This window comes from Okeania sp. SIO2B3 (assembly GCF_010672525.1).
GTDB lineage: Bacteria > Cyanobacteriota > Cyanobacteriia > Cyanobacteriales > Microcoleaceae > Okeania.
Genome location: NZ_JAAHGH010000008.1, coordinates 503,703 through 528,760 on the forward strand (window position 1 = coordinate 503,703; position 25,058 = coordinate 528,760).

The window sequence follows — 25,058 nt, forward strand, 5'->3', positions numbered from 1 at the left end:
TATCAGCTATGAGTTATTAGCTCATTATCGCACCGAAGTCTCCAAGGGGAATTAAAAGTTGTGTTTACTTCCGCATTCCGCGCAAAAGAAAAAGGTTATCAGATAACCTTAGTAAGTTATTACATTCATGGATATGATCGCTGACTGCTAATAGCTGTTTGTGCAGCATTCCGCAGGAAATGCTTACATCTTAAATGCTTTATCAAACATCTACCTAGACAATTTTTCAGCATTGCCAGAAAGACAAAGCTTCTCAACTTTTTATTGCAGCGAGGAAAAACTTTACCAAGAGATTTAATCTCAGAAAAAGCTCTATCTAAAGTATTTAAAATTTGTGGTAAGAATTGAGCATTAACTGACTTGAATCTGGGATTAGTTTTCCCAGGCTATTATTAAGTTTTTTGCTTGATAATTGTAATTACAATCAGCTGCATCAGTAGAGACTTTGAAAGTCTTATTTCTGTTCCTGGTTTTCTAGTCCCTAATTCTCAGAAATTTTACCTACAATTCAAATAAAATTTCTATATAGCACTCGAAGTAAAGATGAGGATATATCAAAAGCTGAAAATTCAGACAACGCCAGATTTTTCCTTCTACCTTCTCCTATAAAAGTAGTAACCTTGAAAACTCTACAACTAGACTAACTAATTGAGAATATTGAGAATTAGGATAGTGGCTAGAAAAGACTACTTACAGAAAATAGAAGAGCTAGTAGCTAATCATCAAGAAATATTACTAATTACCAATAACCAATTTAAGAATTTGCATAAACTTTCTGATAATAAGCCTGATATTCTTCAGATAATAATGGCTCCCACCAATTTCGGTTATTCAAAAACCATTCTACGGTCTGACGTAACCCCTCTTCAACAGTTACTGAAGGTTGCCAACCTAACTCAGTTTTAATCTTTGTGGCATCAATAGCATAACGTCGGTCATGTCCTGGTCTATCCTTAACAAAAGTAATTAACTTTTCACAAGGTTGCACTGGTAAATTAGTTGCTAACTCATCCATAATTTGACACAACATTCGCACCAAATCAATATTTTTCACCTCATTATTTCCACCAATATTATAAGTTTCTCCAGGTTTACCTTTGTGAATTACCGTATCTAATGCTCGACAATGATCTATCACATACAACCAATCTCTAATATTTTGCCCATCACCATAAACTGGCAATTGTTTTCCTAATAACATATTGATGCACATCAGAGGAATTAACTTCTCAGGAAAATGATACGGTCCGTAGTTATTAGAACAATTAGTAATAACTGTCGGGATACCATAAGTATGATAATAAGCTCTAGCCAGATGGTCACTTCCTGCTTTCGATGCAGAATAGGGACTATTTGGCGCATAAGGTGTGGTTTCTGTAAAGGCAGAATCTTCTGAGCTTAAGCTACCGTAGACTTCATCAGTCGAAACATGGAGAAATATACACCTACGATCTGGATTTTGAGCAACAGTGGGATAATGACTTCTGAACGCCTCTAACAAAGTAAAAGTACCCACAACATTAGTTTGAACAAAAGCTGCCGGGCCAAGAATAGACCGATCCACATGAGATTCTGCTGCAAAGTGGGCTACTGTATCTATATCCTCTTCCTGGAGTAACCTATCTACTAATGAGCGATCGCAAATATCTCCCTGGACAAAACGGAAATTTGGCAACTCTAGTAAATCAGCTAAAGTTTTCTTGTTACCAGCGTAAGTCAGAGCATCCAATACAACTACTCGATGATTAGGATAGGTTTCACACCAATAATGGACAAAATTAGAACCTATAAATCCAGCACCTCCGGTTACCAATAATCTACTTTCCATAATTTTCATCTCCTGAGAGTTTGCTATTGAGCACTTAATGCAAAATTAATTTAACATTTAGCTGAATCTGGCAGAAGCCCGACACCATAAACTTGTTTTGGTGTTCGGATGAATGCCAGTGTTTTGATGATATAATTTAGAGAATAGCAGAAAATAAATTATCCCAATTTTTGTACTTAGATCGTTAACTAGCTACTCTCTACTCCCTTACTTTTTCAATTTCTTCCCTACTCCCTACTCCCTACTCCCTTACTTTCATAGTTAATGGGATAATTTGTTATTTGGAAGTCCCTTAGATTCTATATTCCCTGATCCAGTATTCCCTTTGACAAAAATTGGATATATGGTTTAAATGCAAAACAGCTTAACTATAAGGGATTATCAGTCAAAATTTATTCTGATAAGTAGTAATATGATTAAATTTAGCTGATATTTTTGGTGTAAGGATAATAATTTTGAGTCAACAAGAAATTTTAACACGAGCAAAACAAGGAGACCCTCAAGCGATCGCTTTTCTCATCAATCAAGCATTAACAACTATCGGAGTTAAAGCTAGGGTTAGTATTCAGAAAAATAATCTGCATCTTCTACTAGAAAGCTCTCAACTTCCAGATCGCCAAGCTTGTATTAGAGTAATTCATCAAGGAATGCAGCGCCTTAATGCATCATCGATTGATTTTGTCAATCTTTACGGGCGAAGATTAGGTCACACCATCCCTGAGTGGACAGAAGTTATTGAATTATACAGACCTAGTATATACCATCCAGCGGGAGTAGGGACAATTTGGTGGCAGTCAGAAAATACAAATTCTTCCCAAAAATCTCTTGAACCTACTCTACCTTCCCTATTTCAACAGGTGGAATTAAATGCTCCAGAAATAGTTAAGACTAACTCAGAGTTCGGTAAAAGTGAGGATAAAAATGTAGATTTTTCTCCAGTTAATCTCAAGGGATCTGTGAGAAAAATAAATAGTCGCTCTAGGACAAAAAAAATCTTTTCTTCCTCTGATACTTCTTGGCAATTTTTACCTCAGAAAAATCAAGCTCTTTGGCTATTAGTAAGTACTATTGGTATAGCATTAATTCCTGTATCAAATTTAGTTTTCAATTCTAATAATTACAAGCTACCTGAAATTATTTCAAATATTTCTCAACCACAACAAAAACTTCAGTCAAGCTCTTCAACATTAGAAGTTAGTCAGTCGGCAGTATCAACAGTAACTACTCCTCAAATTGTACAAACTCAAAATCAACTTAATTTATCAGAGGTTTCTGAGTTGGTTTTATCATCGATTAAATCTCCAATTAATCCTGATACTAGAATTACTATTAAAGCAGTGGGGGATATTATTCCCGGCACTAATTATCCTAAAAATAAACTACACCCTAAAAAACAAGAGTTATTTGCATCAGTAAAACCTCTATTACAGGATGCAGATATTGTTTTTGGGAATTTTGAAAGTACCTTAACAAGTTATCCAAGAAGTGGCAAAAAAATGGGGAGTGGTAGGGTATTTGCTTTTAGAACACCACCGAATTATAGATATTTGTTGAAAGATGCTGGTTTTGATGTATTAAGTGTGGCAAATAATCATTCTTTTGATTTTTTAAAGCAAGGGTTTGAAGATACAATTACCAATATTCAAAATGCTGGTATGCAAGCTGTTGGGAAAAAGGGAGAAATTGTTTATCGTCAAGTGAAAGGGATTAATATAGCGTTTATTGCTTTTAGTAATTATAGTTATCATAATTCTATGCTTGATTTAGAATCTGCAAAAAAACTTGTTCGAGAAGCAGATGAAAATGCAGATATTATTGTTATTTCTGTTCATGCAGGTGCAGAGGGAACTAGGGCGTTAAGAATTAAGAATAAGACTGAATATTTTTTTGGTGAAAATCGAGGTAATAAAATTTTATTTTCCCATACGTTAATAGATGAAGGTGCAGATTTAATTTTGGCTCATGGTCCTCATGTGCCTAGAGCAATGGAGGTTTATCAAGGGAAGTTAATTGCTTATTCTCTTGGTAATTTTATGGGGTATCGCACTTTGTCTAGCAAAGCTCAGTTAGGATACTCTTTGGTATTAGAAGTAGATATTAATCCTAGAGGAGATTTTGTTTCGGGTAAAATTTTGCCTGTTCATTTGAATAGTAAGGGGATTCCTTATCCTGATAAATATGGTCGGAGTATTAAGTTAATTAAGCAGCTTACAAAAAAAGATTTTCCGAAGACAATTTTAGAAATTGATGGGGAAGGAAAATTAAAAGTTAAAAGTTAAAGGTTAAAAATTGAGACAATAACTGGTACTTCTTCTAGGAAAATTCCTGAAAATGAGCGATCGCCTTTGAGTAGGGAAATTATGTTGAATAAAAAGTCATGCACGATGGCGAACGACCCCTTATAATCATTACGATATCACAAAAATTGTGGGGATGCAACTTAAAATACTTTGAGACGCGTTTTTTTTAGGTGCTTCACAGAATGAAGATGTGGTTGGCTTTGCACTGAGGAGTGATGGAGGGAAAAACAAGTATTTGCTTAAAGCTCCACAAGATGACAATATTTCTGATACTGCTTCTAGGAAAATTCCTGAAGATGAGCGATCGCCTTTTAGCAGGAAAATTGTGTTGAATAAATTGAATCAAATTTTTATTTCTGATTTTTTTCTGTTGCGCTATACGCAATAAAAATTTTTGCTTAGAGAAACAAACTCTCGTGGTGAATTGAATCAAATTTTTATTTCTGATTTACTTCTGTTGCGCTATACACAATAAGAATTTTTACTTAGAGAAACAAACTCTCGTGGTGAATTGAATCAAATTTTTATTTCTGATTTACTTCTGTTGCGCTATACACAATAAGAATTTTTACTCAGAGAAACAAACTCTCGTGGGGATTGAATTGAATTTTTATTTATGATTTTTCTGTGTTGCGAATAAGGCAATAAAAGTTTTTGCCTAGTAATTTCTGGTTTCTAGAGAAATTTGGAGAAGGTTTTGGAGTTGGAGAAAGGTTCTGAATAATTTTCATGGTTTCGACACTCACGGTACAAACTTTTTGTAGTAGGTCAATGACTGTTTCTTTATAGTCGGCAAAACTATAGGTATTCAAATTTTCGGCGATGGTTTTGTCTTTTGAGAAGAGGGAGTCGAGGATGAATTGAAATATCTACTCTTTTTCTAAGACTAGGAGAAAAACTTAGAGACCAAACCCCTACAAAAACTATTTATACTTCTTCAATAGTTTCCATCTTCTAAATAATTTTCATAGTTTCGACACTCACGGTACAAACTTTTTGTAGTAGGTCAATGACTGTTTCTTTATAGTCGGCAAAACTATAGGTATTAAATTTTTCAGCGATAGTTTTGTCTCTGGGTTTCTTTTCTTTGTATTGGTCTAATACCCATTCCAAAGCACTGCGGTTTCCGATATCAATTTCAGGATAAGAACGATTCTGGTTATTATCATTTGCATTAGCTTGATTTGCATTATAAGGAGGATTACCAATAATCACCGAAATATAATCACAATCATTTTGCCGTTTAATCCTTTCAGTATTTTCCACGGTCATCGCAAATAAATCTAACTGCTTATACTCAAAGGAACTATGGTCTAAAGTATCAACAAAACAAATATTATTAAACTCCTGATCATCCCCCATTTTCTGCTGATAAGTATATTCAATATTCAAATTTGCAATGTAATAAGGCAAAATTGCCACCTCATTACAAAAAATCTCATTCAGAATGTAAAACAGACTCAAGACAGTCAAAAGTGATATTTTCAGTACTTAAAACCTCTATTCTCAAGTAATTTAAGCTTATTATTTGACTTCATAAGTTACCAACTCTTTGTGAAATTAGCTATGATACTTAAAATTAACAATGCCAAAAAATTTCTGTAAGTTATTGTTCAATATACCAGTTTCAAAAAATAAGTGTTTTTGTAAAATAAACAGTGTATTTTGAATAGACAAGGAGTACCCAAAAAGCTACAGACAAATCAAAGTTTAACTCAATAAACATCTCCAGAAAAGAGAGAGTAAGAAGTAGGAGGAAAGAATCGATCATTTATATGCGATAATTGATTTTATTTTCTATTATTGGAGATGTCTAATAGTAAAAACACAAAAAAAATTAATGGGGGGTCTTCGGCTCTTACCTAACTCTTGACTACTAACTAATAGCAATCACTGAATCAGATGTGAGAATTTTATTGCTTCTGTGTTTCCTATTTGCTGTTCCCTGTTCCCTGTTCCCTATTCCCTAAAAATCTACAATATCTCACAACTCAAATAAGATTTCTAAATATTGAAAATTAAAAAATTAATGATTAAAAAAAATATAGAGCGAAAAGTTCTGAATAATGGCATAGTCGTCATCACAACAGAAAATAAGACAGCGGATATTGTTTCAGCCAAAATATTCTTACGAATAGGTAGTCGTTATGAACCCAGAGAACAGGCAGGAATCTCTCACTTATTAGCAGCAGTATTAACCAAAGGGACAGAAAAATTATCCTCTCTAGATATCGCCCATAAAGTTGAATCAGTAGGAGCAAGACTAGGTACAGATACAACCACAGATTATTTCTTAATGAGCATAAAAACAGTATCTACAGATTTTGCAGATATATTTCAATTATCAGGAGAAATAATCAGATATCCATCATTTCCAGAAACAGAAATTGAACTAGAAAAACGAATTACTATTCAAAGTATTCGCTCTCAACTAGAACAACCTTTTACCGTAGCATTCTCTCAATTACGAGAAATGATGTATCAAAATCATCCTTATGCTTTATCAACTTTAGGTACAGAAAAAACAGTTTCTCAAATTACCCGCGCCGATCTTCAAGAATTTCATCAAACTCACTTCCGTCCAGATAATATAATCATATCTATAGTAGGTAATATTACGAACGCCAAAGCAATTAATTTAGTAGAAGAAAATTATGGAGATTGGCAACGACCAGAAACATCTCCAGTAACTTTAAACTTACCAACTCTAACTCCCCAACCATCAAAAGCAACAACATACCAAGAAACTCAACAATCGATTATTATGCTTGGTTATTTAGCAGCAAATGTTAATAGTTATGACTATGCTTCTCTCAAATTAATTAATACTTATTTGGGCAATGGTTTATCAAGTCGCTTATTTGTTGAACTGAGAGAAAAACGAGGTTTAGCTTATGATGTATCTGCCTTTTATCCTACCCGTATAGATACCTCCAACTTTACAGTTTATATAGGAACTGCTACAGAAAATACAGCGATCGCTAAAGCAGGATTAAGAGAAGAAGTGGAACGCTTAGTGAATAATCAACTTGGCTCAGAAGAGTTACAAGTCTGCAAAAACAAATTATTAGGTCAATATGCTTTAGGTAAACAAACAAACTCACAAATTGCTCAAATTTTAGGATGGTATGAAATTTTAGGTTTGGGTATGGAATTTGACTCCAAATTTCAAGAAAATCTGACAATGGTAACTACTGCTGAGGCACAAGAAGTTGCTAGTAAGTATTTCATTGAACCCTATATTTCAATTGTTGGACCAGAATAATACCATTTATCAAAAACTTTTCTAGATTAACTTTTCTAGATTAACTTTTCTACATTTTGTTGAGTAGGGGAGTAGGGGACTGGGGGAGAAGCAAACATAAGAATAATTAACATTAACGCAAGCTTAAATTAGCATGCAAAGTTATTTTACTTGTGGTGATTAGTTGACAACTGAAGTACTTCCCAAGTATAGCTTTACAAAAAACTGATGAACTGTGGTAAACTTAACAATGTTAATGTGAAACCTAAAATAAAAACTCGGTGTGCCCAAATCAGAACGTAAAATTCTCCTAGATTTTGAAAAGCCTCTAGCAGAATTAGAAAACCGTATAAATCAGATTCGTGAACTAGCAAAAGACTGTAGTAGTGTAGATGTCTCTGAGCAAATTAGCCAACTAGAAGCAAAAGCAACTCAACTACGTCAAGAAATCTTTAATGGCCTTTCCCCCGTACAGAGACTACAGTTAGCCCGCCACCCAAGGCGACCAAGCACTCTGGATTATATCCAAGCTATTTGTGATGAGTGGATCGAGTTACATGGCGATCGCGGTGGTAGTGACGATCCAGCAATAGTAGGGGGCTTAGCCAGAATAGATGGAAAGCCGATGATAATCATTGGTCATCAAAAAGGACGAGATACGAAAGATAATGTAGCCCGTAATTTCGGTATGGCCTCAGCAGGAGGGTACCGCAAAGCAATGAGGCTAATGGAACATGGCAATAGCTTTGGAATGCCAATCTTGACCTTTATTGATACTCCTGGTGCATGGCCAGGTGTAGAAGCCGAAAAATTGGGACAAGGAGAAGCGATCGCCTACAATCTACGAGCAATGTTTCATCTGGATGTACCAATAATTTGTACAGTGATTGGAGAAGGTGGTTCAGGTGGGGCTTTAGGAATTGGAGTGGGTGATCGCTTACTCATGTTAGAACATTCTGTATATACAGTTGCTAGTCCTGAAGCTTGTGCAGCAATTCTCTGGAAAGATGCTGGTAAAGCTTCTCAAGCAGCAGATGCTTTGAAAATAACCTCTTGGGATTTAAAAAATATCGGAATTATCGATCGTGTCATCCCAGAACCAAATGGTGGCGCTCATGCTAACCCATTACAGGCAGCAGAAAATCTAAAAAAGGCCATAATAAACAATATAGAAGAATTAACTAAGATCAGCAGTGAGGAGCGCCGAAAACAACGTTATCAAAAGTTCCGTTCCATAGGAGTATTTTTGGAAACTTAAAAACTGAAGTTTATTTTGTCTTCTGGTCAACCGCTTCGTGGAAGTCAAAAGTCACAAATTATTATTCCATTAATAAAAGTTTGATTTTTCTACGGATGAATCTCCTGTCTATGTATCCAGTTAATTTTTTTGATTAAATCCACAAGATGGATAAGAAAGATGATTGTTAGTGACTTATTATTTCTACTCTAGGAGCACTAAAAAGATGATGAGATACATCATAAACTGTAATAAAGTGATTATAATTTAGTATAATTATAATAAATTGATTTTAGGTTATACTAGAAATTAAGTAATAGTGTCAACCCTAATTAAGAATAAAATAAACAGTTCTTAAAATAACCTCAGTAGTTTTTCATCTATAACCCTAGCTAGGGAAATATTGCTGTAATAACTCTTAAACATTTTATCTAGCAAAATTAATAAAATTCAACAGAATCTAGATAGAACTTTTTTTCTTTCATTGTTTTTCAATTTATTAAAGCAATCTTAATTAACCATGCACGACTGACTTTCTGGCATAATTATTAAAGTAGTAAGTATGGTTTCGTTAATGACCAAGTATTTTCACAAGAGGGGTATCTACGGTGTCCAGTCAATTTTGCTTCATAGCTCCTTATGAAATAATGACAATGAAAGAAAGAACTACTTAGTTAGTATTACAGCCAATTCTCCCTGGGTTGATCAATACCCCTCTCTAGGGTCAAGAAACTTATTGGAATTTAGCTTAACTATTTCACAATGATAACATCCTAAAATAGTTGCGGAGAATTCTTAATACTTTCCTGATACCAACTCAGATCGTAATTTACTTACTTCTGTGATAAGTAATGACTTGTGAAAATAGATTCTTGCTCGGTGTCACACTTACAGCAGAGAAATTAAAAATTTCCCATTCTCATAGTTCATTGCTAATTAATAACTAAAACTGATTACCGCCAATGAACAGAGAGCTGTGCTCTAAGCTAAATGGCCTAGCAAAAGTTAGGTCAAGATACAACTTGCTTTTTTTTTAATCTGATCCGGATCTATTATGACTCAAACTTTTTCCAACGCTTCCAATGACACAATTAGCACCAATGGTGTTAAAACTTCTACAAATGGTATTTCTCACCGACCTGACCGCAACTCCTCATCTAATGGTCAACCGATTAAGCAACAACCTCCTGCTGAAGAGACCAATGAAGCAATGATGGAGGCAGTACGAACAATTTTACTATCAGTAGGAGAAAATCCTGAACGAGAAGGCTTACTCAAAACCCCTAAGCGGGTTGCAGAAGCAATGCGATTCCTCACTCAAGGCTATAATCAATCCCTTGAAGAAATTGTCAATAATGCCATTTTTGACGAAGGTCATAACGAAATGGTTCTAGTTAGAGATATCAATCTTTTTAGTCTTTGTGAACATCATATGTTACCATTTATGGGAAAAGCTCATGTAGCTTATATTCCCAATCAAAAAGTAGTAGGTCTTAGTAAGCTAGCTCGGATTGTGGAAATGTATTCCCGTAGATTGCAAGTTCAGGAGCGGCTCAACCGTCAAATTGCTGAGGCAATTCAACAAGTTTTAGAACCAAAAGGTGTTGCAGTTGTAATAGAAGCTACTCATATGTGCATGGTAATGCGAGGAGTACAAAAGCCTGGTTCTTGGACTGTTACCAGCGCTATGCTTGGTTTATTTGAAGAAGACCAGAAAGTTAGAGAGGAATACCTGAGTTTAATTCGCCATCAACCTGCATTCTTTTAATAGCTAGTAACTAAATGTCCTGGGAATAAGGAAGTAACTTTTCTTATTTCCCTATTTTTTTCAACAATAATTGTGTAAACAAAAGCAGTATTGACATCCTCTCTGATATTATCCAATTATGATATTGTAGCAGTTGAGAAGCTGAATATAAAAAGTATGGCTAAGTCTAGATTGGCTAAGTCTGTACATGATGTAGGGTGGGGTCAATTAAGGAAATATTAACTAACAAGGCTGTTTCGCTTCGTGACATGTTTGTGGAGCACCTCCGTTGGAAAAAGCGCAGCTCCTCCGCAGGAGGCAAGAACTGGTCAGTTAATAGTCAAAGTAAAACCTCATGGAATATCAACTGAATGTAGTAATTGTGGGCATAAAGTCAAGAAAACTTGGGCTGCTAAGACAGCATGATTGTCCTCAATGTAATCTGTCAATTGGACGTGACTTAAACGCTGCAATTAATATCAAGAAAGCAGCTCAAGTCTCGATCGAAGATTTGTAGCCACCATGAAATTTGGAAGGAGATCAAGCAGTACAATTAAGCCGATTTTAAATCAATTACAGAGGTGGGGCATCCCTTGGTAGCTCAGTCAATGTTCTCGTAGAGAAGTCGCTGAGAAGCCCACATCTGATTCTTGATCAGCAGTGTGGGAGTATGTCACACAAACAAATCTATATATAAAGAGATTTATCGTATGGCTAAACCAATAAAATTTGGAACAGATGGCTGGCGCGGTGTTATAGCTGATGATTTTACTTTTGAACGAGTTTCTTTAGTAGCTCCAATCGCAGCGCGAATTTTAGAGAAAAATTATGCTGATTCTACGAATAATAGTAAAACAGTAATTGTTGGCTTCGACCGTAGGTTTATGGCTGAAGAATTTGCCCAAGTTGCTGCTGAAGCTGTTCAAAATGCAGGGTTTGATGTGCTGTTAACAGAAACTTATGCTCCTACTCCTGCTTTTAGTTGGGCAGCATTTGAAAAACAAGCTCTTGGGGCAATCGTCATGACTGCTAGTCATAATCCAGGAAAATATTTAGGGTTAAAAGTAAAGGGTGCTTTTGGTGGGTCAGTTCCTCCAGAAATTACACAACAAATAGAAGAATTATTAACAGTTGAAGTAGAAAAAAATCCGGTTCAGGGGAGCAAAATAGAAAGTTTTAATCCTTGGCCGAGTTATTGTGAAACTCTACAAAAAATGGTAGATATTAACAACATTAAGTCTGCTATTAATGAGGGAAAATTAAAGGTTTTTGCAGATGTAATGCACGGTGCTGCTGCTGGAGGGTTGCAAAAAATATTGGGAGTAGAAATTCAAGAGGTTAATGGTAATCGCGATCCTTTATTTGATGGTGGTGCTCCTGAACCTTTGCCTCGCTATTTGAGTAAACTTTTTAAAGAAATGAAAAGTTATCGAGCAGCAAATCAGGGAAATTTATCCATTGGATTAGTGTTTGATGGAGATAGCGATCGCATTGCTGCTGTGGATGGTGAGGGTAATTTTCTCAGCTCCCAAATTTTAATTCCTATTCTGATAGAACATCTGACAACTAGGCATGGGTTTAGTGGGGAAGTGGTAAAGACTATTAGTGGTTCCGATCTATTTCCCAAGGTGGCACAATTATATAATATGCCAATTTTTGAAACTCCCATTGGCTATAAATATATTGCCGACCGAATGTTATCAACTCAGGTGCTTGTGGGTGGAGAAGAGTCTGGGGGTATTGGTTATGGTACTCATATTCCGGAAAGGGATGCTTTATTATCTGCACTCTATTTATTAGAGGCAGTGGTAATGTCTGGTCAAGATTTAAGTGCAATTTACCGCCAACTCCAAGAAAAAACAGGTTTTAGTTCTGTTTATGACAGGATAGATTTACCTTTGCCTAATATGGAGGTGCGATCGCGTTTGTTGGAGCAGTTACAAAGTTATCCTTTGACAGAGGTTGCTGGACAAAAAGTGGTTGATTGTTTGACTATAGATGGGTATAAGTTGCGATTGGCTGATGGTCGTTGGTTATTGATTCGGTTTAGTGGTACTGAACCTGTTTTGCGACTTTATTGTGAAGCTGCGGATATGCAGCAGGTTAAGCAAACTTTGGAGTGGGCTAAAAATTGGGCTAACAGTATTGCTTGATTTATGCAAAGTGGCAAGTTAATCCTATAGTTTTGATGTCTAGCACTTGAGTGAAGTCAGAAGTCAGAAGTCAGAAGTTAGAAGTTAAATTCTGGCGTTGCTTAGTGGTAATGATTTTTAGATTAAGTATCAAGGCAAAACATAAGTTTTTCAATTTTATAGCGCTACTTGAATAGGGAATCGGGAATAGTAAACTGTTAAAGGGTTTTCGGTGCTCAAATGCTCCGCTAACATGGTTTAGAAATGTCAAACACCTTAATGCGTAGCGCTATACCTTCAACTACTTACCATTACATTTGAGCAACTGCTAGACAAAGATTTGGCCACGGATATACGGATGATTTATCTGCATTCTGTGAAGCTCTAAAAAACGGCAAGGATTTTCCTCTTGCATCTCCAAAAAAATTATGATATGATTTAACCATTGGGTGTAGCTCGCCCCTACGCATGACTTTTTATTCAACTAAAAAACACCATTTCGCCACTGAATACATAGGGAAACTCACACCATAAAAGCAAAGAAAATTATCATCCTGTGAAGCTCTAAGGAAAGAAGTGGCGGACGCAAAATTTACCCGCCCCATCAACACATCCATATATTTAATCATGTAGAAGCGATGTAGCTACCGCACTTGCTCTGCGATCGCTATATGCACAAACCCAAAAATATCATCTTGTGAAGCTCCAAAAAAACGGCAAAGATTTTCCTCTTGCATCGCCAAAAAAATTGTGATATGATTTAATCATTGGGTGTAACTCGCCCCTACGCATGACTTTTTATTCAACTAAAAAACAAAATTTCGCCACTGAATAAATATAAATTTAACTTTTAACTTCCGCGTAGCGGCACTAGATATAAAATTATGGAAGCAGGTTTAGTAGGTTTAGCAGGTTGGGGATTATCAAAAATAGCAGATTCATTGTGGGATACTGCTTGGGAAAAAGGAGGTAAAAACCTCACTCAATCTTTCAATAAAACAGATATAGAAAAAGCAATTAAATCTGGAGAAAAAGCTGTCAAAATTCAATAGTTAGGCAGTGGGAGCATCTTGCTCCCGTTGTCGCATTCTGCCATACTTCATCTCAATCAGGTAAACTACTAGCGGACAAGATACCCAGACTACAGAACATTAAACATTAATATTTGTACTTCACAAGGGCTTTGTTGCATGAAAGTAGCGTTCTTAACATCCATTCCGCAGCTATATCACTCTGTTTCACGATTATTGATGCACTACCATCTATTGTCCAATAGTTATTACTCTGTTGATTCGCGAAAGATAGCGATCGCGATTATTGATGCACTACCATCTATTGTACAATAGTTATTGATCTGCTGATTAAACCTCAAAGCTTTTACCTGTAAAAGCTTCCGCCTTTTTCACCTCAAACATTGATGCACTACCATCTATTGTCCAATAGTTACAGCAGTTACCGCACATTATGAAGTACATATGCCGAGCAAGTGCGGCAGCTATATACCTTCATGCAACAAAGCCCTTGACAAGACTTACGCACAGACACTCAATTCAGTGAGGGCGCAATTCGGAGCTTGGCGGAACGCCAATGCCATTTGCTTTGCATAACTATCGTTAACGCCCCTACATATGGCGTTTTCACTGATATAGCAATGAGCGCTGGTATATTTACAAATTGTAGGAGAGGCCAAATAGCTAAAAGTCTTATATTATCGGCAATTTATTCCCTCTGTTGCCTTTTGTCTATTGCCTGTTGCCTGCGCAAAGCGCTATAACTGATAACTGATAAATCCCCTATTGCCCATCAAATTCTGCCAACCAAAATGGTATAAAACCCCGCTTTTTAAAGCGCAATATTTTTGGAGAGTTGGTCAAATCCCCTACTTCCCCTCCTGGGAGGGGTTAGGGGTGGGTTAACTTCTGACTTCCGACTTCTGACTTCTGACTTTGTTAAGTTGATTCACCAACGCCAAAATTTCAAGCTATACTGTAAACGATAAAATAATCTTAGGGTAAACAACAGTACCCATGCAGTTGCAACGTCAGTTTAGTGGACAAATCGTCACTTTAGACACCCAAAACTTGATTGGTGGGGGTGGAGAAGGTCGTATCTATCCTGTGCTACAAGACCCATCCTTAGTGGCCAAAATTTACCACAAACCCACAGATGAAGATGCTGATAAACTGACAGTGATGTTCTCCCACCCACCAGACGCACCGATAGCATCCGGACATTCAGCGATCGCATGGCCTGTAGACCTACTACACACTATCAACAGTAAACAGCAAATCATCGGTTTTCTCATGCCTCGTGTTTTTAGAGCAGAACCGATACATATATTCTATAATCCTAGAAACCGTAGGGAACAAAAACCCCTGTTCAACTATCGTTATCTTCACCGCACAGCTCGTAATTTAGTCGCAGCAGTTAATGCTCTACACAAAAGTGGATATGCTGTCGGCGATATCAATGAGTCAAATATGCTGGTGACAGATACTGCTTTAGTAACGCTAGTTGATACAGACTCATTTCAAGTACGCGACCCCTACACTCTAGAAATTTATCGTTGTCCAGTAGGAAAACCCGAATTTACTCCCCCAGAATTACAAGGTCAAAGTTTCCGGGAAGTCGATCGCCTACCAGAACATGATTTATTTGGGGTGGCGGTGTTAATATTTCAGGTTTTGATGGAGGGAACTCACCCCTTTGCTGGAGTTTATCAAGGTAGAGGTGAACCACCCAGTCTTGAAGCTCGAATTCAAGCAGGTCATTTTCCCTACAGTAAAAAGCGAGTTCCCTATCGCCCAACCCCACTTGCGCCAGATTTTAAGATTTTGCATCCCACCATACAACAATTATTTATTGATTGTTTTGAAAAAGGGCATGAACATCCTACGGAACGCCCAGACACTAAAATTTGGTTGCAGGCACTACGAGAAGCAGAAGATAATTTGATAATTTGTCAAAAAAATCATCAACATTTGTATGGTAATCATTTAAAATCTTGTCCGTGGTGCGATCGCACCAAAAAATTAAAAGGGCGCGACCCTTTCCCATCAAGGGAAGCAGTGCGAAATCAGAAACATCTGCAACCAGCTCAACCTAAGCAACGAAAATTATTGTTGTTGAGGCCGCAAAAAACTACTACTACTCCCCGAAAACCAGCACCACCAAAACCCATCATTATTAACAGAAAAATGGGTCAATATCAACCTTTATTAACTCCTATTCTGACTAAAACTAAACCGCCATCATTACCAATAATTCCTCTACCAGGCGGTGGAAATGGTATTGTTGGTATTGCTAAAGATGCTATGTGGGGTAGCCTTTGGGGAGTATTGTGTGCAGCAGCAGTAGCAGGTCTAGTATTAGGAATAATAAAAGGTAGCCTTGCAGTTTTTGGTGGTACGATCGTGGGAATGTTGTGGGGCGGTTTTTTCGCATTAGCTTGGCAATATATTATTCCTGTGGGAATGTCTGGTAGGAGTTTAGGTTTAACTGGAGCATTTTGGGGAGGGTTTATTGCAGTTGCTATTAGTGGTAGTATATATGGAATTAGTAATCGTCTGGAGTCATTCGGGCAAGCAGTTTTATTTGGAGGATTTTTAGGTACTATTTGGGGTAGTATTTGGAGTGCTTTTAAACCACCTTTAACATTGCCTGGTTCTGGAAGAATTTGGGGCAGACGTGGTTTATTTTTAGGTGCTATTTGGGGTGCTTTTTTAGGAACAGTTATTGGGGCAATTTTAGCGGGTGTTTTTGTGTTTCAGGAAAGTATGAAAGAGAATAGTAATTCTTGGCTGGAGTTATTATCAATATTCATAAGTAGTATGATTCCGGCAATAGGTGTAGGTGCAATGGGTGGGATTATAGGTGGTGCTGTCTTCGGACCAATTTTAGGTGCGCCAACTTTACCTTTATCAAATAGATTATCAGGGATAAGAGGTGCTTTTTTAGGTGGAATTTGGGGGTGTTTTTTAGGAGTAATTATTGGGGTAATTTTGGGTGGTATTTTACCACAACTTGGGTCGATAGATTTAGTGAGAATTATGCGAATTGATGAAGATTTTACTATGATACTTTCAACGATTTTTGGGGCTGGTTTAGGTGCAATTGGTGGCTGTTTTTCTGGGGCAGCTTGGGGAGGTATGGGGAAGTGGTAATTTCAGTTATCAATTATCAGTTATCAGTTTAACCTTTAAAACTTTCGTGTAGCAGCACTAGGCAATATTTTTCCCACTGTTGCCTGTTACCTGTTGCCTGTTGCCTGATGTTTGCTAAAGGGCAAAAATATAGACTATCATAGACAAATATGTACAAAATGTCTAGGAGATGAAACCACACGAATTTGCAGAAAGATTAGGAGTTAGCGTCAAAACTTTACAGCGTTGGGATAAGTGTGAAAAATTAAAAGCTAAACGCGTATAGGTCAAATCACCGCTACCATACTATAACAAATATTGTTGACATTCCTAGACAGACCATGCTAACTTTGAGGTAAGTAATTCAATGTTAGCAATGGCCAAGTCTCACGGTTCCTTAACAGGGATAGAAGCAAAAATTGAATATTATCCTGTTTTTGAGGAACTCGGAGCATTGAATGGTTGTATAGGTATTGATTTTAATGCGGAATTAATTTCAGTTGCTTATGTTAAATGGGATGGAAATATTGAATATTTAGAAGAAATACCTTACCAGTGAAAAAATAAAACTACTGGGTCTCGACAAGCAACTATGAGGAATATTGTCGCGACTATTGTCAAATTAGCAGATTTTTTTGAGTGCGCTATTGCCATTGAGTCCTTAGATTTTACTAAGAAAAAATCCATTGCTCGGAGCGAGGAAAGTAAAGTTTATAATGCGATGCTTTCTAACTGGTCTACAGGGATGTTTAGAGAAGCTTTAGAGTCACGTTGTAGAAGATTTGGAGTTGAATTAATAAAAGTCAACCCTGCTTTTACGCTTCGTGATAGGAATGATTAATTATATGGCTAAATATGGCCTCAATAGTGGCACTGCTGCAGCTTTAACGATCAGTCGTAGAGCTTTAAAATTATCAGAAAAAATCCCCAAATGTTTGTTGAGACCAGAGGATGTCAACAAACATGATTGGAGTCATTGGAGGCGAGTTGCTAGTTTTATTAAACTACATCGTATCCGGAGGACTCAACTTTTTCAGTGGAGGAAAGCCCTTGAGGGAATCCTAACCCATAGTTTGTGGGCGGAACATCAACTTTCTGTGCAAGTACACATTGAAACGGGTGAGTATTGAAATCATTTGCAGTCACCGATGGCAAATGTCTAGCGCATGTCTAGTTTTCAAGAAGGTGCTATAACTGCATCCAATAATAGATCCGCACCAAAACGTACAGGATCAGTACAAGGCAAACCAGTCTCTATTTCCATTTGAGCGATCGCTTCTTTAGCTGCCACTTCATCTAAATGAAAAGTATTCATGGCAATACCAACAACTCGCGCTGGTTCCATAGCGCCACCAGCAGCAACCACCATCTCATATAACTGAATCACTTTAGGTAACGGTGGAATCAAAACACTGGGATGATTGCGAATACGAGTTTGATTAGCACGATGCACCAAAATTAAATCCGTGGGTTGAGTACCGCGCAATAGTGGGAGGGTAGCAGTAGAACCAGGATGCAATAAAGAGCCTTGGCCTTCAATAATCAGTAAGTCGTGGGCCTTGCCAAACTGCATAATCATTTGTTCCACTGCTCCGGCAGCAAAGTCAACTCGCACTGCATCTAAGGCAATACCATTGCCAGCAATCATTAAACCTGCTTGGCCTGTAGCGAGGAATTTAGAGTTGAAACCTCGGCGTTGAGCTGTGGCATTAAGTTCTAAACTGGTAGACATTTTACCGATCGCCATATCAGTACCCACTGTTAAGACTCGGCGACAAGAAAGTGTTCTAGCTTTCCCACTGGCAATAGTTAATCCTTGAGGTTCTTGACGCACATCCCATATCCATTGCGTAGGTCGCAATAGTGGTTGAATTTCTGGATGATTTGCCAAAGAGCTATGCAAACCGTTGACCACTGATAATCCAGAAGTAACTGCTTGTTTGATTTCTCCAAACCATTCATCAGGCAAAGCACCACCAGAAGGAGCAATACCTATAACTAATACTTCTGGGTCAAAAGCGATGGCTTCGACAACAGAAGCAACTATTGGTATGTCGCGGGGAATTTTAGTAAGTTCGGGTAATGATTTTCCGGCACATTGGCGATCGATGACGGCAACAATTTCTGCTTGACTGTAGCGCAATAGTGACAAGCCAGTTTTGCCTGATGAACCCTGGATGCCATTGTGTAGGAGAATTGCTATTTTACCATTTTGAATTTTTGATTGTGTATTTTCTGTAGTCATGGTTTTTTAACGAATAAATTTTCTTTGTCTGTACAAGTAATAGTTAACTAGCTATCAGCTATCAGCTATCAGCTATCAGCCTAAAAATTTGCGCATATAATTAGGGTTTGCTGAATAAAGCTAAAAGTTAGGATAGCTAAAGTAATTGAGCTTTTTATATTCAGTTTATCTCCTAGTTTTGCATCAATTTACTGAAATTTTCTGCTGAAATTCAAGAAAATTTCTTCACATAAAATGGCCGAAACCGTTGCCTGTTATCCCATCTCTGCGTCTCCGCGTCCTACTCCCACCAACCAATTTTTTCAGCAGACCTTAATTAGGTATCTGTTTGCGGAGCATTCCGGAACGTCCAAGCTTGGGTAAAACATCCCCGACTTCTATAAGTAGCTTAATTTTAGGAGGGATTTAAATCCCCTTCTAAAAAGCTGACCACCGACCGCTCTCACTGCTGTTTGCGGAGCATTCCGTCAGGAAACGCTTTTTAATAATGAACCTAGAATACAAATAGAATTCCTTTTATAACTTAAAATCTGTATAGGTAATTTACAAATCTTTATATAACCTTAGCTATAGTATTTAGTTTAAACTAGCATTCATTGAAAATTGTGTAATAATTTGTTAAAAATATATTTTTCATCAATGTTCCTAATTGTATATTGAAAAATAATAAATCCATGAATATATATTAATGATATATTATTATTTTTTTTGCCCATCAGACATAATTAAATGCAAAAATTTCCTCAAAAATTAGTGAAAAATATCCTGTTGTCCATAATATTTATTACTACAGTAAATTTTACCGAGAAATTGTGGGTATGCGCCTCTCCTTTTAAGGGGATAAAAAAAAGAGAATTCCGTATTTTCTTACCTCCTTATTGCAGAGGTACTGATAACTGATAACTGATAACTGAAATGACTGTCTTAGCTTTCACAAAGGTCGAAAATACTAATATTTTTAGTACTATTGATGGAATTTTTCAAAAGTTAGTAGCCATCCTAGAAAAAATTATCTTTTTTGATATTGCTGGTTTCCCACTAATTGTATTGTGGCTAATTTTAGGAGCAATTTTACTAACATTTCGTATGGGGTTTATTAATATTCGAGGTTTTAAACACGCTATTGATATCGTGAGAGGAAAATATGATTCCCCAGAAGATGAAGGAGAAGTTACTCACTTCCAAGCTCTTGCCACAGCTATTTCTGGCACAGTAGGTATAGGAAATGTGGCAGGTGTCGCGATCGCCATCCAATTAGGCGGGCCTGGTGCAGTATTTTGGATGACTATTGGCGGATTATTTGGTATGACCAGCAAATTTACCGAATGTACTCTCGGTCTGAAATACCGAAGAATCAACTCAGATGGTTCTATAGCCGGAGGCCCAATGTACTATTTATCCAAAGGTCTGGCTAATATGGGATTACGTGCAATGGGGCAAGGAATGGCCACTTTATTTGCATTCTTCTGTGGACTATCGACTCTAGTTGGTGCTAGCATTTTCCAAACTAATCAGTCTTACATCGCTGTTTCTAATGTTATACCTGGGTTATCAAGTTGGGTCTATGGTGCGAGCGTGGCAATATTAGTAGCGATCGTCATTCTGGGTGGGATGAAACGTATTGGTACAGTTGCTGGTAGTTTAGTACCAACAATGGCAGTTATTTATATTGTTGCTTGTCTGTGGATTTTAGGTATTAATTTTACCCAAATTCTGCCAGCTTTTGGTAAAATTTTCACCGAAGCTTTTTCGCCTTCAGCAGTAGTTGCTGGTGGTTTTGTCACAACATTTTCTATAGGGTTAAGACGGTCAGCTTATTCTAATGAAGCAGGATTAGGTACTGCATCTATTCCTCATGCTTCTGCTAAAACTAATGAACCAATTCGAGAAGGAATAGTGGCTTTATTAGAACCATTTATTGATACAGTTATTATCTGTAATATGACAGCTTTAGTAATTGTAATTACAGGAGTTTATCAAGATTCTCGGGAAGGAATTGATGGAGTAAAAATGACTGCTGATGCTTTTGCTTCAGTTTTTAGCTGGTTCCCTTATCTGTTGGCTTTTGCTGTTTTCTTATTTGCTTTTTCAACTATGATTGGTACTGCTTATCAAGGAATAATTTCTTGGAACTATTTATTTGGCAGTCAGACAGCTATTCTTCCTAAAATTATCTATATTTTGGGTGTAATAATTGGTGCTAATGTTAGTGTTGGTGCAGCTTTAGATTTTACAGATATGATGCTTTTAACTATGGCTTTTCCTAATTTAATTGGTTGCTATTTAATGTCAGGTGAAGTTGCATCCGATCTAAAAAATTATATGCTTCGTTTGCAGTCAGGAGCAATGTAATATATGAGAAACAATTTTTGATTTCAATTAAGCAGATTTGACCTTTTTTGTATTTTTTTTCTGACTTTCAAACTTGCCCTTACCTTTTTTGACTATCGGGTATCGTTTTCTTTTGTTACGAAGTTGACCTTTCTTCCAGACTGGAGATTTTCCACGGGGTTTGGGAGCAGATGTGGGTGTTCCAATGAGGGCAATAACTGCTCCAAAGCCCTTATCGATCAAAAGTTTTGGCTTATGCTAATTTAATTATCATCCCCCAACTATGCAACACAAAAATCACTATACCACACTTACATGGAATAGGCTGTATTCTGTTGCAATGCACTTGTTAGGATTCATACCCGGCCTGAGAAAAGTGCAACGCAGCCTATGACCTCAACTGAGATATCTTTAAATCTCTGATTAAGGACACTCTTCAACTCTTCAAGGTTGTCGTATTGGTTTGAAAAAAACCCTTTCTTGTTGTAAATAGCCATCAAACGCTTGGCAAACCAATTTCTCGACACACCACCCTGTAAAATTGTTGAACCAAAAAGAACTCCATTAGGATTCATCAAAGCCTTGAGATAATCGAGAGCAACTGACTTCGTCTCAAGGGTGCCTGGAAGACAATGGAACACGTAATTGATTCCTACAGAATCAAACTTTTCTGCATCCAAGCTAATGGGCTCTAAAATATTTCGACGATAGGTTTTTGGGTTATATCGCGCAATACGCTGGGAAGTAAATTCCAGCGTATTGCTATTAAGGTCAATCAATGCAACACGTGGCGTTTGGGAGGGAAATTTGCATCGATCGAGGAAGTAGCCTGTTCCTATTCCCACATCTAGATGATTCGCTGTAACCATTTGGTTGTAGTGCTTCATCAACCATTTAGTCGGGCATTTCCAAATGAATTGGTTTGAAAAGCCAAGGACTACGAGGTCGTAGACAGCTAGTGTCTGCTTGGTGTAAACAGCTTGCGCAACTTCTACTTGTTCATTTGTAATATTCATGTCTACCTTATCTATTTTTTACTGCTACTTTATTTTTACTATAAAGTCTAATATCATGTCCGCAGGACTTACGCAAGGGCACTACATATAGTGTTAACCCTTAAGGTTCTCTGTACATTGGCTATCTAAACTAAGTTCCTCTTAGCGATCGCCACAGCCACAAAATTATCATTAAATGAAAAATTAGATTGAGTATATTGTAGGTTGTCTGGTATTATTATAATTGAAAATAGCATATATTTTCTTTTTGTCCAAAGTCCAAAATGGGAAGGATGCTGTGTTTGAACTTACTGATGCGGCAATATTAAACCCTAGCCCCAGTTCTGTGGCCGAATTATCTTTGTCTCCAATATTTTGCAGACAATGGCATAGTGTTTATGAAGCTATAGAAGATTGTTATCCATCACGATATAAAATGATGGAAGTTTATATCAACCAAATCGCATTCAATCAAAGACCATTATTAGTAGGATATCATAGTGCTTGGCTACGACCAGATGCAGTTACCTTACAAGAAAGAACCTATGAACATATGTTAGCTATGATATTACATTCTGGTAAAGATTCAGGTGAGAGCGATCGCCTAATACTATTTATTCTATTTCATCTGAACAAATTTATAGTCTAATTCACCAACGCCAATTCTTTATTCCTCAACTTGATAACCCAACTCTGCTAATTGAATCCGAGACTGTCGCCATTTAGATTGCACTTTTACAAATAATTCCAAATAAACTTTTCCAGCAATTAACTTTTGAATTTGTTGACGTGCTGCACTACCAATAGCTTTTAACATATTCCCGCTTTTACCTATAATAATTCCTTTCTGAGATGAACGTTCAACATGAATAGTAGCAAGAATACGAGTAATAGTTGTTTCCTCTTCTACTCTATCAATAGCGATGGCTACTGAGTGGGGTACCTCTTCCCGAGTCAACAGTAAGATTTGCTCTCGGATCAATTCCCCCATAATAAAACGTTCTGGTTGGTCAGTTACTAAATCAGGAGGATAATAATAAGGTCCAGCTTCAAGATGTTCAATCAACAAATCTTGTAGTCCTTCTACTCCTGCTCCTGTAAGAGCAGAAAATTTCACTATTTGCCAGGGGTGAGGAGCGATCAATTGATGATAACTAGCTTCTATCTCCCCATTATCTTGAGGTTGTAAGTCTAACTTATTCAAACCTAAAATCACAGGAGTGTGTGTTTTGTTGAGTAAATCTATAATATATCGATCGCCCCCACCAGCTATTACTGATCCATCAACTACCAGCAACACCACATCTACAGATTGGATTGCTATTTTAGCATTTTGAACTAATACTTTGCCCAATTGGTGATGAGGTTTATGAATACCAGGAGTATCAACAAAAATCATCTGCGCTGCTTCTGTAGTCAAAATACCACGCAGACGATTACGAGTAGTTTGAGCAACTGGGGAAGTAATAGCAATTTTTTGCCCTACCAGTTGATTCATTAAAGTAGATTTGCCAACATTAGGCCGTCCTATTATACCAACAAATCCAGATTTATATCCCGCAGGTGCTGCGGGAATTATCATACTTGTGGACAATTCCATTTTTGTATTTTTATATGTTTCAAAAATAACAACTTATTAAGTAAATTTTTTTTGATGTCAACTGATAGATACTATACATTTTTCTTGTAGTTATCAGAATATTATCAAAATACAAGGATTAAAGTATATTATTCTGAAGTGACTCATCATCAGTAAAATATTAACTTCAGTGCTTACATTAATTTAATTCATGTAGTAGTACAAAGCTGAATAATTATAGCAGTCGAAGGAAAGGTGAAAACATCTCAAAAGCTGAAAACTCACACAAAGCTAGATTTTTTATTCTGCCTTCTGCGATAATAGATATCTTACTTTATTAAGATATGCTGTTGAATTTTACAGTCTTTTGTAGAGTCTGATAATTTTGCCTTGTTTTAAGTTGTTCGCCAGTTACTTTTGACTTCTCTTTATTTAAAGAAGTTAATTTATTTAGGCGGTCAAAAGAATCAAGGGCAGAAACTTTAGAAACTTTAAAGATTTGCCAAACTAACTTGTTAGTTGATATCTGATTAAATCGATCTAGAACTAGGAAAAAAAATGAAAAAATTTTCTACATTATTAGGAAGTGTTTGTGCTTTAGTCGTTGCAAATTTACCTCTACCAGCTTTGGCAATACCATCTGATTTCGATTACAAATCTGGTCAGGAAGAATATTATCCATTACCAGACTTGTCTATTCCTTACAGAACTTTACCTAGAAGATTTGATTTTCCCATTATTACTGAAATTGATGTTGATGACAGTATCAGAACTGATTCTCCAATAACTGATGCTTTTGTTAACAACCTACCTCCTATACCTACTGGAATTACTTTAGATGAGCTGTTGCGTTACAGAGCGGAGTATACTGCTTCTATAGAAGCTTGGGGAGAAGAAGTTACAGAATGTCTGAATAAAAAACCACGATTACTGAGAGTTAGCACAGGCAACCCAGTTATTATTAATGGAGTAGAAGGCACAATCGTTCTAAATGCTAACAATCGTGCTGTTTGTAGGTAAAAAATAATGAATAATGAATAATTAATAATTAATAATTACCTCAAAGGTAAAGAAAGCTTGGTTCTAAATGAAATGAATAGAAACAAGCTTTCTTTATTTTTTTACTTTTTAAAGACAATCATTTAGAAACCAAGAAGGCTGCATAGTCAGAAGTAAGAAGTGAAATGATGAGGTCAAGTCCTCGGTCTGTTAGTGTGTCTAGGCTGCATACATTGCTGCATTTCCACCGAACACCTATAAACGGGTAGTCTTCCCGTG

21 protein-coding genes and 1 pseudogene are annotated in these 25,058 nt (G+C 36.8%); 15 read left to right on the top strand and 7 right to left on the bottom strand.

Translation table 11 applies throughout. The features are described 5' to 3' along the window. Positions 1-754 precede the first annotated feature (754 nt). Positions 755-1,828, bottom strand: coding sequence for a dTDP-glucose 4,6-dehydratase (rfbB, locus tag F6K15_RS11340; protein ID WP_293060780.1), 1,074 nt, complete (start codon positions 1,826-1,828; stop codon positions 755-757). Positions 1,829-2,283: 455 nt separating this feature from the next. On the opposite strand from rfbB, the gene F6K15_RS11345 reads away from it, so the two are divergent. Next, positions 2,284-4,107, top strand: a complete 1,824-nt coding sequence (locus F6K15_RS11345) for a CapA family protein (protein ID WP_293060782.1) — start codon at positions 2,284-2,286, stop codon at positions 4,105-4,107. Between the two features lie 256 nt (positions 4,108-4,363). Then, positions 4,364-4,516 carry a hypothetical protein gene (locus F6K15_RS11350; RefSeq protein WP_293060784.1) on the top strand — a complete coding sequence of 51 codons (153 nt, stop codon included), beginning with the start codon at positions 4,364-4,366 and terminating at the stop codon, positions 4,514-4,516. 226 nt (positions 4,517-4,742) lie between these two features. Here F6K15_RS11350 and F6K15_RS11355 read toward each other — a convergent pair whose 3' ends face one another. Continuing rightward, entirely contained in the window at positions 4,743-4,940 is a 198-nt protein-coding gene (locus F6K15_RS11355) for a hypothetical protein (protein ID WP_293060786.1), read from the bottom strand. Between the two features lie 142 nt (positions 4,941-5,082). Further along, positions 5,083-5,541: a type ISP restriction/modification enzyme gene (locus F6K15_RS11360; protein ID WP_293060788.1), complete on the bottom strand. Its 459-nt coding sequence runs from the start codon at positions 5,539-5,541 to the stop codon at positions 5,083-5,085. A 616-nt stretch (positions 5,542-6,157) separates the two neighbouring features. Here F6K15_RS11360 and F6K15_RS11365 point away from each other — a divergent pair. The 10 genes and pseudogenes from F6K15_RS11365 (at position 6,158) to F6K15_RS11410 (ending at position 17,760) form a co-directional block, all read left to right on the top strand. Continuing rightward, the gene (locus tag F6K15_RS11365; protein ID WP_293060790.1) at positions 6,158-7,393 is read left to right on the top strand and encodes a pitrilysin family protein; all 1,236 of its coding nucleotides are present in this window, start codon (positions 6,158-6,160) and stop codon (positions 7,391-7,393) included. A 262-nt stretch (positions 7,394-7,655) separates the two neighbouring features. Further along, positions 7,656-8,630 (top strand): acetyl-CoA carboxylase carboxyltransferase subunit alpha, encoded by a 975-nt coding sequence (locus F6K15_RS11370; RefSeq protein ID WP_293060792.1) that lies wholly within the window; start codon positions 7,656-7,658, stop codon positions 8,628-8,630. A gap of 1,033 nt (positions 8,631-9,663) precedes the next feature. After that, positions 9,664-10,377 (top strand): GTP cyclohydrolase I FolE, encoded by a 714-nt coding sequence (folE, locus tag F6K15_RS11375; RefSeq protein WP_293060794.1) that lies wholly within the window; start codon positions 9,664-9,666, stop codon positions 10,375-10,377. Between the two features lie 689 nt (positions 10,378-11,066). Further along, positions 11,067-12,509, top strand: coding sequence for a phosphoglucomutase/phosphomannomutase family protein (locus F6K15_RS11380; RefSeq protein WP_293060796.1), 1,443 nt, complete (start codon positions 11,067-11,069; stop codon positions 12,507-12,509). An 863-nt stretch (positions 12,510-13,372) separates the two neighbouring features. Then, entirely contained in the window at positions 13,373-13,540 is a 168-nt protein-coding gene (locus F6K15_RS11385) for a hypothetical protein (RefSeq protein WP_293060798.1), read from the top strand. A gap of 975 nt (positions 13,541-14,515) precedes the next feature. Beyond that, on the top strand, positions 14,516-16,651 hold the full coding sequence (locus F6K15_RS11390; protein ID WP_293060800.1) for a DNA-binding protein: 2,136 nt from the start codon (positions 14,516-14,518) through the stop codon (positions 16,649-16,651). A 169-nt stretch (positions 16,652-16,820) separates the two neighbouring features. Further along, positions 16,821-16,956, top strand: a pseudogene (locus tag F6K15_RS11395) (MerR family DNA-binding transcriptional regulator); the annotation flags it as partial. A gap of 50 nt (positions 16,957-17,006) precedes the next feature. Continuing rightward, positions 17,007-17,189: a hypothetical protein gene (locus F6K15_RS11400; protein WP_293060802.1), complete on the top strand. Its 183-nt coding sequence runs from the start codon at positions 17,007-17,009 to the stop codon at positions 17,187-17,189. Between the two features lie 33 nt (positions 17,190-17,222). After that, positions 17,223-17,471, top strand: a complete 249-nt coding sequence (locus F6K15_RS11405; RefSeq protein WP_293060804.1) for an IS200/IS605 family accessory protein TnpB-related protein — start codon at positions 17,223-17,225, stop codon at positions 17,469-17,471. Positions 17,472-17,475: 4 nt separating this feature from the next. Continuing rightward, a complete protein-coding gene (locus F6K15_RS11410) occupies positions 17,476-17,760 on the top strand; it encodes a hypothetical protein (protein WP_293060806.1) in 285 nt (94 codons plus the stop codon). 47 nt (positions 17,761-17,807) lie between these two features. Here F6K15_RS11410 and F6K15_RS11415 read toward each other — a convergent pair whose 3' ends face one another. Continuing rightward, a complete protein-coding gene (locus F6K15_RS11415; protein ID WP_293060808.1) occupies positions 17,808-18,875 on the bottom strand; it encodes a DUF1611 domain-containing protein in 1,068 nt (355 codons plus the stop codon). 915 nt (positions 18,876-19,790) lie between these two features. Between F6K15_RS11415 and F6K15_RS11420 the strand changes: the two genes are divergently transcribed. Then, on the top strand, positions 19,791-21,227 hold the full coding sequence (locus F6K15_RS11420) for a sodium:alanine symporter family protein (protein ID WP_293060810.1): 1,437 nt from the start codon (positions 19,791-19,793) through the stop codon (positions 21,225-21,227). A 27-nt stretch (positions 21,228-21,254) separates the two neighbouring features. Here F6K15_RS11420 and F6K15_RS11425 read toward each other — a convergent pair whose 3' ends face one another. Both F6K15_RS11425 and F6K15_RS11430 read right to left on the bottom strand, forming a co-directional pair. Continuing rightward, positions 21,255-21,449: a hypothetical protein gene (locus tag F6K15_RS11425; RefSeq protein WP_293060812.1), complete on the bottom strand. Its 195-nt coding sequence runs from the start codon at positions 21,447-21,449 to the stop codon at positions 21,255-21,257. A gap of 113 nt (positions 21,450-21,562) precedes the next feature. Continuing rightward, on the bottom strand, positions 21,563-22,222 hold the full coding sequence (locus F6K15_RS11430) for a class I SAM-dependent methyltransferase (RefSeq protein WP_293060814.1): 660 nt from the start codon (positions 22,220-22,222) through the stop codon (positions 21,563-21,565). Between the two features lie 247 nt (positions 22,223-22,469). Between F6K15_RS11430 and F6K15_RS11435 the strand changes: the two genes are divergently transcribed. After that, positions 22,470-22,850: a hypothetical protein gene (locus tag F6K15_RS11435; RefSeq protein ID WP_293060816.1), complete on the top strand. Its 381-nt coding sequence runs from the start codon at positions 22,470-22,472 to the stop codon at positions 22,848-22,850. Positions 22,851-22,868: 18 nt separating this feature from the next. On the opposite strand, the gene era is transcribed toward F6K15_RS11435, so the two are convergent. Then, entirely contained in the window at positions 22,869-23,801 is a 933-nt protein-coding gene (gene era, locus F6K15_RS11440; protein ID WP_293060818.1) for a GTPase Era, read from the bottom strand. A 537-nt stretch (positions 23,802-24,338) separates the two neighbouring features. On the opposite strand from era, the gene F6K15_RS11445 reads away from it, so the two are divergent. Next, entirely contained in the window at positions 24,339-24,800 is a 462-nt protein-coding gene (locus F6K15_RS11445) for a hypothetical protein (protein WP_293060819.1), read from the top strand. Positions 24,801-25,058: the final 258 nt, after the last annotated feature.

Coding starts and splice junctions, on each gene's coding strand:
- F6K15_RS11445 (WP_293060819.1), top strand. CDS start 24,339: ATGAAAAAATTTTCTACATTATTAGGAAGTGTTTGTGCTTTAGTCGTT.
- F6K15_RS11385 (WP_293060798.1), top strand. CDS start 13,373: ATGGAAGCAGGTTTAGTAGGTTTAGCAGGTTGGGGATTATCAAAAATA.
- rfbB (WP_293060780.1), bottom strand. CDS start 1,828: ATGGAAAGTAGATTATTGGTAACCGGAGGTGCTGGATTTATAGGTTCT.
- F6K15_RS11405 (WP_293060804.1), top strand. CDS start 17,223: ATGAGGAATATTGTCGCGACTATTGTCAAATTAGCAGATTTTTTTGAG.
- F6K15_RS11365 (WP_293060790.1), top strand. CDS start 6,158: ATGATTAAAAAAAATATAGAGCGAAAAGTTCTGAATAATGGCATAGTC.
- F6K15_RS11420 (WP_293060810.1), top strand. CDS start 19,791: ATGACTGTCTTAGCTTTCACAAAGGTCGAAAATACTAATATTTTTAGT.
- F6K15_RS11410 (WP_293060806.1), top strand. CDS start 17,476: ATGGCTAAATATGGCCTCAATAGTGGCACTGCTGCAGCTTTAACGATC.
- F6K15_RS11415 (WP_293060808.1), bottom strand. CDS start 18,875: ATGACTACAGAAAATACACAATCAAAAATTCAAAATGGTAAAATAGCA.
- F6K15_RS11390 (WP_293060800.1), top strand. CDS start 14,516: ATGCAGTTGCAACGTCAGTTTAGTGGACAAATCGTCACTTTAGACACC.
- F6K15_RS11430 (WP_293060814.1), bottom strand. CDS start 22,222: ATGAATATTACAAATGAACAAGTAGAAGTTGCGCAAGCTGTTTACACC.
- F6K15_RS11400 (WP_293060802.1), top strand. CDS start 17,007: ATGGCCAAGTCTCACGGTTCCTTAACAGGGATAGAAGCAAAAATTGAA.
- F6K15_RS11380 (WP_293060796.1), top strand. CDS start 11,067: ATGGCTAAACCAATAAAATTTGGAACAGATGGCTGGCGCGGTGTTATA.
- folE (WP_293060794.1), top strand. CDS start 9,664: ATGACTCAAACTTTTTCCAACGCTTCCAATGACACAATTAGCACCAAT.
- era (WP_293060818.1), bottom strand. CDS start 23,801: ATGGAATTGTCCACAAGTATGATAATTCCCGCAGCACCTGCGGGATAT.